The sequence below is a fragment of the Succinivibrio dextrinosolvens genome (genome assembly GCF_900116345.1).
Taxonomy (GTDB): domain Bacteria; phylum Pseudomonadota; class Gammaproteobacteria; order Enterobacterales; family Succinivibrionaceae; genus Succinivibrio; species Succinivibrio dextrinosolvens_B.
The window spans coordinates 1-11898 of record NZ_FPAH01000063.1 but is presented as its reverse complement, the minus strand read 5'-3'; the positions used below and the strand labels follow the sequence as shown (position 1 = coordinate 11898).

Annotated in this window: 12 protein-coding genes and 1 pseudogene; 2 read left to right on the top strand and 11 right to left on the bottom strand. The window is 41.6% G+C overall.

Annotation, left to right across the window (positions count from 1 at the left end):
- Window positions 1-432, bottom strand: a 432-nt coding sequence (locus tag BM308_RS12425; RefSeq protein ID WP_218152573.1) for a hypothetical protein, incomplete at its 3' end; no start/stop codon positions are given.
- Window positions 433-1006: 574 nt separating this feature from the next.
- On the opposite strand from BM308_RS12425, the gene BM308_RS12420 reads away from it, so the two are divergent.
- Entirely contained in the window at window positions 1007-1192 is a 186-nt protein-coding gene (locus tag BM308_RS12420; protein ID WP_074945630.1) for a hypothetical protein, read from the top strand.
- A gap of 511 nt (window positions 1193-1703) precedes the next feature.
- Here BM308_RS12420 and fliJ read toward each other — a convergent pair.
- The 7 genes from fliJ to BM308_RS12385 form a co-directional block, all read right to left on the bottom strand.
- Complete coding sequence (gene fliJ, locus BM308_RS12415) at window positions 1704-2156, bottom strand: flagellar export protein FliJ (protein WP_074945628.1); 453 nt, start codon at window positions 2154-2156, stop codon at window positions 1704-1706.
- 7 nt (window positions 2157-2163) lie between these two features.
- Window positions 2164-3594 carry a flagellar protein export ATPase FliI gene (gene fliI, locus BM308_RS12410; protein ID WP_083425583.1) on the bottom strand — a complete coding sequence of 477 codons (1431 nt, stop codon included), beginning with the start codon at window positions 3592-3594 and terminating at the stop codon, window positions 2164-2166.
- An 11-nt stretch (window positions 3595-3605) separates the two neighbouring features.
- Entirely contained in the window at window positions 3606-5030 is a 1425-nt protein-coding gene (locus BM308_RS12405; protein ID WP_074945623.1) for a FliH/SctL family protein, read from the bottom strand.
- An 18-nt stretch (window positions 5031-5048) separates the two neighbouring features.
- Entirely contained in the window at window positions 5049-6041 is a 993-nt protein-coding gene (fliG, locus tag BM308_RS12400) for a flagellar motor switch protein FliG (RefSeq protein ID WP_306706493.1), read from the bottom strand.
- A gap of 129 nt (window positions 6042-6170) precedes the next feature.
- Window positions 6171-8018 carry a flagellar basal-body MS-ring/collar protein FliF gene (gene fliF / locus BM308_RS12395; protein ID WP_074945621.1) on the bottom strand — a complete coding sequence of 616 codons (1848 nt, stop codon included), beginning with the start codon at window positions 8016-8018 and terminating at the stop codon, window positions 6171-6173.
- Between the two features lie 27 nt (window positions 8019-8045).
- Window positions 8046-8471 carry a flagellar hook-basal body complex protein FliE gene (fliE, locus tag BM308_RS12390; protein ID WP_306706485.1) on the bottom strand — a complete coding sequence of 142 codons (426 nt, stop codon included), beginning with the start codon at window positions 8469-8471 and terminating at the stop codon, window positions 8046-8048.
- A 251-nt stretch (window positions 8472-8722) separates the two neighbouring features.
- Complete coding sequence (locus tag BM308_RS12385; RefSeq protein WP_074945619.1) at window positions 8723-9868, bottom strand: asparaginase; 1146 nt, start codon at window positions 9866-9868, stop codon at window positions 8723-8725.
- 463 nt (window positions 9869-10331) lie between these two features.
- On the opposite strand from BM308_RS12385, the gene BM308_RS12380 reads away from it, so the two are divergent.
- Window positions 10332-10745, top strand: coding sequence for a hypothetical protein (locus BM308_RS12380; protein ID WP_074945617.1), 414 nt, complete (start codon window positions 10332-10334; stop codon window positions 10743-10745).
- Between the two features lie 134 nt (window positions 10746-10879).
- On the opposite strand, the pseudogene BM308_RS13715 reads toward BM308_RS12380, so the two are convergent.
- The 3 genes and pseudogenes from BM308_RS13715 to tnpA form a co-directional block, all read right to left on the bottom strand.
- A pseudogene (locus BM308_RS13715) lies at window positions 10880-11074 on the bottom strand (IS1634 family transposase); the annotation flags it as partial.
- An 85-nt stretch (window positions 11075-11159) separates the two neighbouring features.
- Window positions 11160-11360 carry a hypothetical protein gene (locus tag BM308_RS12375; protein ID WP_074945615.1) on the bottom strand — a complete coding sequence of 67 codons (201 nt, stop codon included), beginning with the start codon at window positions 11358-11360 and terminating at the stop codon, window positions 11160-11162.
- A gap of 291 nt (window positions 11361-11651) precedes the next feature.
- Window positions 11652-11898: IS200/IS605 family transposase (gene tnpA / locus BM308_RS12370; RefSeq protein WP_143098623.1), on the bottom strand; the 247-nt coding region annotated here is incomplete at its 5' end.

Here is an 11898-nt window from a genome sequence, read left to right as displayed (position 1 = left end):
AGTATTGATTGATAACAGACTTCCATTTTCAACAAAACTGTAATCTCTGTTGCGAACCAAATCTGTCTGAGGTCTGCTGAAATACACCGGCTTAAAAAGCCATTCCAGTGTCTTTGGTATGTTCTGCCATTCGCCTTTCTCGTCTTTATAGCGGTATGGATGCTCTAAAAGCTGTTCTTTTACAGTTTTATATCTTGCAATTACTGTTTTGATGGATGACTGTGCAAGCTGAGCTTTAAGTCTAAACTTTCCTCTTATATTCCTGTACAGTACTTTATTAAGGCTGAAGAAGTTCAAGTCAAAGGAATGGGTAAAAACGTATTCTGAAATAAAATTACATGCCTGTCGATACTGCTCCGTCATCTGACGTAACAGTGTTTCCTGTTCTGAAGGTACATTAATTCTTATTTTTAATGTTTTTGTAAATATCAAAACAGTTTTCTCCAAGCCATATAATCCCTATATTCTAACAGTTATTGTAAAGAAATTCTTTAAGATATATAGCCTGAGTTGGCAGAGCTCCGCCTCAGAATTAAGTCTGAGGTTTCCGCTCTGCTATTTTTTTGATGAAGTTATGGCTTAAAGAAGAAAAGACAATATTGGTGCATAATATTATTCACCATATATACAACAAAACCGACACAAAAATCTCATAAATATCAAAGACCATACAAAAACATTTTCAGATTAGGCAAGTTTCTAATAAAAATAGGCATGTAAATTTACAGTTTTGTTATGTATATTTTATCAAACATAAAACATATCCTTTTTAGTCTTGGCTTACCCTCTAGCAGGAAGCTGAGGCTATCATTCAACAGAATACACAGACATTCGGGGTTTTAACTTTTGGCAAGTTAGCTATTTGATAAGCGTTAAGCTTAAATCAGGAAGCTAACAAACAGGAAACTCCCTTCTCTATATAGAAGTAGAGGCTTGTCAATAAAGTATTTTGACCTCAGCAAAGTTTCCATAAACAAAAACATAATGATTTTTCAGGATTTATAGAATGAAACCAATTCTTTTTGCTCTAGCAGTTATTACAACAGTTGTATTCTTCTTTGGCTATCTTCTTTTTAATGACAAAGTTTTATGGGAAGCAGTTGCAGCACTGATTTGTCTTGGCTTCTATGCTGTTTCACCATGTTCACTATTCCTTGATCGTAATGCTGTTCCAAAGAGCTTTGCGGAATAACTTAGAGTAGAAAAAAATCAGCGAATACAGTCTTAGACTGTTTCACTGCAATTTATCAAGATAACAGGAGCAGGAAAGTCAAGCCTGCTCCTTTAGTTTTAGAAGCCTGCATCCTCTCTTAAAAATTATCACGATTACTGATAACCAGCTGATCTCCTATTCTCCATCAGAAACACAGCTTAAAACAGACAAAATCCAAAAGTTTATGTTGTCAAGTGCAAAAACTCACCTAAATCTAAAAGTTTATGCTCTCAAGTGCAAAAACTCACCTAAATCTAAAAGTTTATGCTCTCAAGTGCAAAAACCCACCTAAATCTAAAAGTTTATGCTCTCAAGTGCAAAAACTCACCTAAATCTAAAAGTTTATGCTCTCAAGTGCAAAAACTTAGCAAAATACAAAAGGTTATGTTCTTAAGTACCAAAAATACAGAATAAGAAATAAAGACCTATATCTATTGAAAGAATAGCAAGATTAAACGTATTTAAGAATTTTTGAAACAGAACAAGCAAGTTACTTCATCTTCTCAATAAGAAGTCTTGCCTGTTTAGATGAGACAATATCGTCGCTGAGCTTCTGTTCTGCCTTAGCCTCAAGGCGTTCACGCTCAAGACGATGTTTTTCGATAAGAGATTCAATAATCTTTCGCTGCTGCTGTTTATCAAGATAATTGGAGCGGGCTCGATTCTCCTGCTCCTGAAGCTTTACAAGACCAGCCTCCTGTCTTTCCTTAATTCGCTCAAGCTTATTGATAAACTGCTGATAAGCAAGGTAGGTTCCCATATCCAGCTGAAACTGGGATTTGACTTTCATCTCCTCTATGTAGATGTTTTCAAACTCTTTTAACTGTGCAATCTGTCTTTCAAAGGAGGCAACATTATTCTGAGCCTCAAGCAAAAGCTCCAAGGCTTCATCCTCCTCTCTTTTTCTTAAATCCAGAACCAGATTAAGAGCTTTATCACTCATAGGCTAACTACTGAACCTTAACAAACTGGTTGGCACCAGGCTGCGCACCGTTTGCAGGTGCAGGAACAGCTCCTTTCTTGACGGTCAGAGCATCCACTTTCTTCTGAGCATCATTGATAAGGATCATGGACAGCTGTTCAAGACCATCTAAAGACTGTTTGAATGGAACGATCTCTTTCATATCCTGAACCGTGAATTCATCTATATAAGGCTTAATCATAATAGCCTGATCGATATTTGGATCAGATCCCTTCTGATAGGCACCGATCTGAATAAGCTCCTTGCTCTGTGAATACTGGGAGACACACTGTCTTATGGTTCTGGCCATAATCATATGCTCAGCAGTAACTACAGCAGGCATAACACGGCTTACAGACTTTTCAATATCAATTGCAGGGAAGTGCCCAGAGTCTGCAAGCTGACGGGATAAAACAATATGACCATCTAGAATAGCTCGAGCAGAGTCAGCAATAGGATCCTGCAGATCGTCACCTTCAACCAGAACTGTAAAGAATGCAGTAATAGATCCTTGCCCCTCACCACCGTTTCCGGCGCGCTCAACTAAAGCAGGCATTTTTGCAAAAACTGAAGGAGGATAACCTTTTGTTGCAGGAGGCTCTCCCACAGCCAGAGCAATTTCACGCTGAGCCATGGCATAACGGGTAAGAGAGTCAATCATCAGAAGCACGTTGTAGCCCTGATCTCTGAAGTACTCAGCAATGGAGAGTGTGGTCTCACATCCCTTAAGACGCATCAGAGGAGAGGCATCTGCAGGAGCAGCGACAACAACAGCACGGGCTCGACCTTCATCCCCTAAAATTTCATCGATGAACTCTTTAACCTCACGGCTACGCTCACCAATCAGACCAACAACTACAACATCGGCGTTAGTACCGCGGGTCATCATGCCTAACAGAACAGATTTACCTACACCGGAACCTGCAAAAAGACCAATACGCTGGCCCTGACCTATGGTAAGCATGGAATTTATGGCTTTAATTCCCACATCCAGAGGCTTTTTGATAGGACGTCTTGCCATCGGATTGAGTTTAACCGGATTCCATTTGGTTGCTGTTTCTGCAGTAAGCGGACCTTTGTCATCAATTGGATTACCAAGACCGTCCACAACTCTGCCTAATAGATGCAGGCCATATGGATAGGAGTCCGAACTTGAGATAGGGGTTACCAGATCACCGTTCTGAACATCAATGATTTCAGTTGTAGGCATCAGATAGGTAGTCTCACCGGAAAAGCCAACCACCTCAGCAAGCATTGGTCCACCTGCAGTATCAATACGGCAGCGCTGACCTAAAGGAACTTTTATACCGACAGCCTCTAGTGTAAGACCAACCACGCGGGTCAGTCTTCCGGATAAGACTGGACTCTGCTCGTGATCTGGAAGACTTACAGACTGAAGACGAGATAACAGATTACTCATAACAGCTCCCATTAAGTTCCAGGCTGTACTTCAGCTGTAACTTCAGCTTCCGCTACAGGATCACTTCCGATAGGAACACCATTTTCATCAACATAGACTCGATTGTTGTTTTCATCAAAGTAGTAAAGCTGTCCATCAGGAGACTGATAAACAGGATGACCAAAATCATCGACATAAGGAGCAGGATCATCAGTCAGAGGAGCCTGAGCCTGCATGGTCTGTGCAAGATTATCCTGATCAACAGGAGCACTCTGAGGCTCTGCAGGAGCTTCCTCTACAGGGGCTGAAGCCTGAGCTCTACCCTTGATGGCTTCACTTATATCATCAAGATTTCTTGGAGCCAGAGCTTTCTTTGGCAGCTCGTTATATTCTGGGCAGCCTTCGATGGATTCACGCAGAGCAGAATCAACACTTGGATAGATCTTGGCTAAAAAATCATCGAGCAGCGAATCGATTCTGTCGTTGATTCTCCAGTTTATCTCTGAATTCCCGTTTACAACTCTGATATCACCAGGCTCGAGCTTGTCTGATTCCTTTAAATCCCAGCCCTGTTCCTTAATGTAATCATTTCCGATTGCTGCGTTTATTACCGCATAATCCTCAGAATTCAGATAAATGGAAACACCTTTTGAGGCAGATGGAAGGATTGATATTGCATGATCAATACTTTTCTTCAGGAAATCCGCATTAGAGTCAATTTCCTTTTTAATAATAACCTTGGCTAATCTTGAAATGATGTAAGCAATCTCATCAGTAACCTCCTTGTCCACCTCGCGCAGTGGATTTGCAAGGGAGTCCGCCAGAAATCTGAATCGCTCTACCTGCTCTAAAACCACCTTCTGGCCTGATTCAAGACCTTCATCATGGCCCTTTTCAAAACCGTCAGCTCTGCCCTGTTCAAGACCAAGTGCATAACCTTCATCCTTACCTTGAGCTAGACCTTCATCATGCCCCTGTTTGATACCTTCTGCCTTACCTTCTTCAAAGCCGCTCTGATAACCTTCATCATGGCCCTGAGTCTTTCCTTCCTCATAAGCGTCATTTCTGATTTTCTCGACTTCTTCAATGGTAATGCTGGTAATTCCGCGGGCGGCTCTGTCTGCAGCCTCCTCCTCATCTAGAATCTTGTGTGCATCAAGAATAAGCCCAACTTCCTCAAGATAATCATTGCGCTTCTTTTCAAGACGCATAAAGGCACGCTTACGCTCCACCATCTCCACGTTCATGCCCAGAGCATTGGTTCCGGTAACAAAATCGTCGGAGAGAGTTGGCCAGACTTTTACCTTATAGTTTGTGACTTTTGAGGCAGAGGTGACAGTCGAAATCTTCTTATCATAGCGAATATCCACCCTGTTAGGCTTATCTTTCGCTATGTCAGAGGCATTTGCTACATCGCCCTCAGCCGCAGTGGCGTTCTTTTGAAAAAAATCACTCATACGAGAACTGCCTTATTATTAAACGAAGTCACCACCGCCACCTCCACGGCTAAGCATAATGGCACCTGAATCATTAAGTTTTCTTGCAATGGTAAGAATTTCCTTCTGAGCTGCTTCAACATCAGACAGCTTGGTAGGACCCATAGATGCAAGATCTTCCTTCATAGATGCAGCTGCACGAGAAGACATGTTCTTGAAGAACTTCTCCTTGAGGCCGTCATCAGCACCCTTAAGGGCCTTCTGCAGCACATCGGAAGGAACATCACGCAGCAGAGTCTGAATAGAACGATCGTCCACAGTATTGAGGTTTTCGAATACGAACATAAGATCCTGGATCTGACCACCGATTTCCTTGTCCTGAGACTGAATTGCATTCATCAGCTGAGTCTCGGTTGAGCTGTCTAAGTAGTTCATAATGTCGGCAGCACTCTTCAGACCACCGATCTTTGCGGTCTGAGAACCGGCTGCACCGGCAAACTGTTTCTCCATAATCTCGTTCAACTCCTGCAGAGCTGCTGGCTGAACCTCTTCTAAGGTTGCAATACGCATGATAAGGTCCAGTCTTACAGTTTCATTAAACTGGGATAGAATCTCGGCAGACTGTTCAGGCTCTAAGTAAGACAGAACAATAGTCTGAATCTGAGGATGCTCGTTCTGGATAATGGTTGCAACCTGTCTTGCATCCATCCACTTTAAGGAATCCAGACCACGAGAACCGGTTCCCAGAGAAATCTGCTCGATAAGATTGTTGGCCTTCTCTGAACCTAAAGCAGATACCAGAGCATGACGAACGAAGTCTGAATTTCCAAGACCAAGATTTGAATGCTTGGTTACTTCCTTTAAGAAGGCTTTATGAACGGCATTCACCTGATCCTGAGAAAAGGTTGCCATCTCAGACATTCTGATACCAAGCTTCTGAACCTGTTTTGGCTCAAGATTCTTGAAGATCTGAGCAGCATCTTCCTCTGATAGGGACAGCATCAGAAGCACAGCCTTGTCCATGCCGGACATATTCTCCAGTGCTGTTTTTTCATCATCAGAGAATTCTAGTAAAGCATTCTGTCCGCCGCCAATTGGTGGCATCGCAGCTGGTGCCGGAGCTGGTGCTGCAGAAACATTTTCATCTGACATAGTACTACCCTAATTCTTTTCCTTAAAATCAGCATTAAGCCATTCTTTAACAACTTCCGCAGTCAGCTGAGGTTCATTGGAAGCAAGAGTTCTGACTGCCTTGAGTAGATCAGCCTCTTTATGCAGGTTAGGAAGTTCAATACCGCCTTCATTGTTGATGGTGTATACCTGGTCAGCCAGTTCCTTGTTCTTGGCAATCAGGTTGAAATCGTCATAGCCGTCAAGAGCTGACTGGGAATCAAGCTCATCCTGCTCGGCCTCAGCAGACATATCCTCCTCGTCCTTGTGCAGCAGCTTGTTGAGCAGAGGACGTATCACGAAGATAACCACAATCAGCACAACAATTACAGAACCGCCGATACGTACAAGTCTGTAGAAGAATTCCTGCTCATACCAAGGCAGAGGTGGTTTTACATCACCATGAGGGAAGCATACAGTCTCAACTTTGACAAAGTCACCGCGAGCCTCATTAAGTCCCAGACCTCCACGAACCAGATCAGCAATCTTATCCAGATCCTGCTGTGAGCGTGGCTCATACTTGACCATACCGTCAGCATCCACAAGTCTGTCATAGTCAACTGCTACAGATACGGTCAGACGGGAAACAATGTTTGAAGGACGTACTGTATGTCTTACAGTTGTGTCAACTTCATAGTTACGAACTGCCTCACGGCTCTCCTTACGGTTTGAGGTTGAATCTGAAGAGCTGCCGGTACCATCCTTTAACTGCTGAGGAATTGCAGCATTTGCAGGAGGCTGATTGGACAGAGAACCAGGTACACCGTAAGGGTTCTTCTTATCCTCATTGCCAGACTGTTCCTTTAAGGTCTCAGAACGTACGGCCTGAGAGTCAGGATTATAAAGCTGAGCAGTTTCCTCCTGAACTGTAGTATCCAGAGTAACGTCAACTTCAGCAGAGTAACGGCCAAGACCAAGCATTGGCATCAGAATCGAATCAAGTTTGTCACGATACTGAGCTTCACGCATGGTTCTCATTTCAAACTCACGCTGAATCTTGCTCTCTGGAGTATCGCCTTTGACCTCAGCACTTAACTGACGTCCATTATGATCGGTTACGGTAACATCCTTTGATAACAGATTGTGAACAGAAGATGCCACCAGGAATCTGATTGAGTTTACATTCTCAGGAGACAGATAGGTATTTGGCTTTAAAGTTACAACAACAGCGGCACTTGGTCTGCTCTTCTCTCTTGCAAACACGTTGTCTTTTGGAATAGCCAGAAGTACAGTGGCATGGGAAACACCATCAATACGTTCAATAGCTCTTGCAAGCTGAACCTCACGACTATGCTTGATGCGCTCATTTTCCATTCTCTGAGAAACACCGAAGCCAGAGTCAGTCATAATAATCTGGTCACCCTCATCAGTTGCCTCCTGAGGCAGAGCAATACCCTTACGCAGCATCTGCTCGGTAATCTCACTGTACTCATTGGCATCAACTATGATGGTGTTATTATTGGCAAGCTTATACTTAAATCCCTCAGAATCAAGGAAATCAAGCACATTTCCGATTTCCTGAGAAGAATACTGCCCAAGCTTTCTTTCTGTATCAGGAGTCTTGCCTGAGGTGGAGGTAAAACTTATTACAGCAAAAATAATACCGGCCACAAAAATAATCAGGAAAATGAGGATCACCAGACGGCGAACCATTTCACCATCTTTGAAAAAGCTTTTTATAGCTGAGTGTTTTTCTGGAAGACTGGTATTAACAGGAGCACCAGCATCGGTAGACACCAGATCAGAGGATGATGCCTCAGTTCCGTCTGTTGTGGCAGGCAGATTGCTTTCCTCTTGATTGCCTGTACCAGGAGCTACCGGGAATCCATTTTCTGACATATTAGTTCCTCATCATCCAAATATGCATTAAATCTGCATCTGAGATATGGTTCTGTAGGCTTCAATCATCTTGTTTCTGATCTGAACAGTCGCATCAAATGACAGACCGGCTTTCTGAGTTGCAAGCATTACATCAGACAGAGTCACTTTTCTGTCCCCCAGATCAAAACGTGTCTGTTTATTGGCGGCATCGTTCTGAAGGGTATTAACATTTTCAAAAGCTTCATGAAGCATGTTGGCAAATGCACCAATGTTATCCTTAGGCTGAACAGAATCTGTCTTATCTGTTCCTCCCTGACCTGGAACCATTAGCGGTGCATTCTCAATCTTCTGCTGTAATGTATCTTTTGTGCCAGTTGATGCAACCTGCAGGGAACGCATATTCTGCTGCATTCTCTGAAGCTGATTTAACATTGTAGGATTTGCTACTAAAGGATTTATCATTAAACTCATAGTTTCCTCCTGTCAAAAAACTGACAGACACATAATGCTATGAGTATCTAATCAATTAGCGTGCCAACTCTGAAATCAGGCATCAAAAACAGAAACTGCTACTAATTTAATCGTACTTTCTTTTCTTAAAATACAAAAAGAAAAAATATCAAAGAGTTGAGTTAAATCGCATTATTCAGCAGAAAGTCTGAACAAAAAAAGAGGCTGGCTAAAAAATTTAGTCAACCTCTCTTTATACTCAGATTTTCGAATTAGTATTTGTCAAAAATCTTCTGAATCTCAGCCTTCTTTGAAGTCTTGGTCAAAGCAAGTCTCAAAAGAACAGCAGCTTTCTGAGGCTGAAGGTCATCGCAGCGAAGCACGTTGTCAATATCATAGTCATCGCTTGCAGCTACATAGCCGGTTCCTACACGGGTACTGCGGACAACAATCATCTCAGGATGTCTCTTGATGGCATCTTTCCAGCTTACGCTGTACTCACCGCTTCCGGCACCTGCAATCACGATACCCTTGTAGCCCTGCTGAGCATAGTAGTCAATAATTGAACCGTCGGTATCAACATTGAAATACAGTACTGCAACCTTAGGCAGCGTCTTCAGATTTGAAACATTGAACTCAGTATTTACAGTGTGCTTCTTTACAGGCTGACTGTAGAACAGAACATTGTCATCAATCACATAGCCCATGCTGCCGTAATCGCCGGAGCTGAAGGCATTTACATTGAAGGTGCTGATCTTGCGGACGTCACGGGCACCGTAGATTCTGTCAGAAATTACAGCCATAACGCCTTTGCCCTTGGCAGCAGGATTTGAAGCCAGAGCTACTGACTGATGAAGATTTAAAGGACCGTCAGCTGAAATTGCGGTTGATGGTCTCATAGAGCCGGTTACAACCACAGGCTTATCAGTTTTTAGAGCCAGATTTAGGAAGTAGGCGGTTTCATCAAGAGTATCTGTTCCGTGAGTAATTACGAAACCGGAAATAGAAGGATCTTTTGCGAGTTTATTTATGCGGTTGGCAATCTGAAGCCAGATTTCTGAGGTGATATCATCTGAATTGATATTGCAGATCTGCTCTCCATGAACCTTGGCAACATCCTGAAGTTTTGCAGCTTCAGCTAAAGCCTCAACGTTAAGCTGACCTGGCTTATAGTTGGTTGATTTACCCTCTGCGCCAGTACCAGCAATGGTACCGCCGGTTGCAAGAATAGCTACGGTTGGCAGATTTTTTCTGGTCTGTTTGGTTTGAGAAGTAGGAGTGCTTACTGCAGCAGTTGCACCTGTGGTTGCAGGCTGAACTGAAGACTGAGCCTCATTGTTAGTGGTACAGCCGGTAGTAATTGCTAAAGCTAAAGCTATTGGTAAAACAGCTACACCTTTAAATAGATTTTTTTTCATAAATAAACTCCAAAGTTTGTTAAAAAAATGAATATCCGATACGAGTTCATGTTCAGAACACAATGGATAGTCAATTTACTGCTAGTAACTAACTGATGGTATGTGTTTGATTTTATGATGTTATTTGAGTAAAACAACCTGGCACTGTCAAATCTCCCTCAAAGAGATCGAATTGAACTAATAAGACTCACAGAATCACTTTACCGGTGCAGATACCTCTTTGTAGGAAACAGTTCTTTTCCAGATTAGAGGGCAACAAAAAAAAACTCTATGAGAAGAAATAGTGCGAAGTCGTAGGACATAGTATAAATTTGATGCAAACTAGAATATTTGACAAGTTTCAACAAATTAGAAATTGAGCCTTCGATTACACAAATAACAGTTTTTTTTATCAATATCTGAATATTACCTGTTACTTTGACCTATATTTAAATAAGTACATCAAAATTTGTCGGAGTTTTTTATGCTATTGAATATTTCTTACGTAATAGCTGGAGTCCTACTGCTGTTCTTCATCTATAACATGTTTATAAAGAACAAGCCAAGCTTTCGCAGTCTCTGTATATTCATTGCAGGAATAATGAGTGTCGCTGCATGTACCTATATTCTTTCAACCAAGCTCGATGAACATCTGACAGACGTTCTCCATCAGGGACAGCCTAGATCAGTATCATGCATGTTCAATAATCCTGTTGTAAATCCAAAATCATTCACAGATGATGTCGCAAAATATGCGGCCATGTGCAAAGACGATTATGAAAAGAAATACGGAGACTCCATCAGAATACTTCCATCCTATGAGTATGCCTTCATTGATTCAGGCGCATACCTTGATGTGACTTTTGATGTGATTGAGCTTATAAAGGACAAGAAATAGGAACAATCTCGTTACTCGATTCAAAATTTAGAAAATTACCTCTCTTCAAAACTGACAGCTGACACTGTCAGTTTTTTTTCCCGACTTTGATACTTTAATTTTATAAATGGCTTATCCAAGCCATTTGCTTAAGATTACAGTGTTGTGTACAGGGAATTTATTATTTCTGAATGATGAATAGTCAAACTTTCTTTTCTGACGTAGCGATTTGAAAAGTCCTGACCATAAATTCGATCTAGCTCGTCTACAACTTCGTCTCTTCTGTTGATCTGATAGATCTCTTTACCAATATCAACTGCAACTGCAGAGTTCAGTCCATCAATGATAGCTGGTGATCAATAACGGGGTTCATACTAAAACAAGGGGTCTTCCGGCGGCAAAGATAAGCCAATCACAACGGATTGGCGCAGAATACTAACTTACTACAGGAGCAGAGAATAGGATATAGCTTAAAAAAGTTATACTGAATAGAATACCTGCACCACAGATAAGAAGTGCAATAGCCATAAAAAACAGCATCATTTTTTCATTGCGGGGAACAAAAGCTGAATTTTCAGGTAGTAAAGGTTCGTATTCTAGTGATGACTTGTACTGAGTCTTCCTCTTGTTAAACATTTTGAAATTCTTCTTTGCTGTATAGGTTTTACCATTCTTATAGACTCAAACAACGCTATAACCTACAAAAGACCGTTGCAGAGTTCAGGATTATCGAAATATCCTTACTTTTGTTCTTTTAATTATTTTTGCTTGCCAATCCATGATGGAAGGTCATAAAGACCGTCCAGAATTCTCAGAAGCAAGTTATCTTTTTTATAACAGAATTATCTGTTTATCAAGTAATAGGCACGCTAAAACCACGCAGTTTACTGCGGGGATAAAGCGTGCTGATTAGAAAATGGATATTTTCTAATCAGGTGTGTTCTGTTGTTCTATATATTGTCTAATAATAGAAATTGAGGCTCCTCCACAACTGCATGCAAAATAGGATGGTGACCAAAGAGTTTTCCCCCAAAGATTTTTTTGTATAGAGGGATAATTCTTTTTTCTGATAATTAGACTCGAATAGCCTTTGAGAGCTTGAACTAGTTTTGAGATTGCAACTTTTGGAGGATAACCGACTAGCAGATGAACATGGTCAGCCTCTCCATCAAAT

What these genes read in the sequence shown, in the direction of transcription:
- fliF (WP_074945621.1), bottom strand. Translation starts at nt 8,018, where the DNA reads ATGTCAGAAAATGGATTCCCGGTAGCTCCTGGTACAGGCAATCAAGAG.
- BM308_RS12380 (WP_074945617.1), top strand. Translation starts at nt 10,332, where the DNA reads ATGCTATTGAATATTTCTTACGTAATAGCTGGAGTCCTACTGCTGTTC.
- BM308_RS12385 (WP_074945619.1), bottom strand. Translation starts at nt 9,868, where the DNA reads ATGAAAAAAAATCTATTTAAAGGTGTAGCTGTTTTACCAATAGCTTTA.
- BM308_RS12420 (WP_074945630.1), top strand. Translation starts at nt 1,007, where the DNA reads ATGAAACCAATTCTTTTTGCTCTAGCAGTTATTACAACAGTTGTATTC.
- BM308_RS12375 (WP_074945615.1), bottom strand. Translation starts at nt 11,360, where the DNA reads ATGTTTAACAAGAGGAAGACTCAGTACAAGTCATCACTAGAATACGAA.
- fliE (WP_306706485.1), bottom strand. Translation starts at nt 8,471, where the DNA reads ATGAGTTTAATGATAAATCCTTTAGTAGCAAATCCTACAATGTTAAAT.
- BM308_RS12405 (WP_074945623.1), bottom strand. Translation starts at nt 5,030, where the DNA reads ATGAGTGATTTTTTTCAAAAGAACGCCACTGCGGCTGAGGGCGATGTA.
- fliJ (WP_074945628.1), bottom strand. Translation starts at nt 2,156, where the DNA reads ATGAGTGATAAAGCTCTTAATCTGGTTCTGGATTTAAGAAAAAGAGAG.
- fliG (WP_306706493.1), bottom strand. Translation starts at nt 6,041, where the DNA reads ATGTCCGGCATGGACAAGGCTGTGCTTCTGATGCTGTCCCTATCAGAG.
- fliI (WP_083425583.1), bottom strand. Translation starts at nt 3,594, where the DNA reads ATGAGTAATCTGTTATCTCGTCTTCAGTCTGTAAGTCTTCCAGATCAC.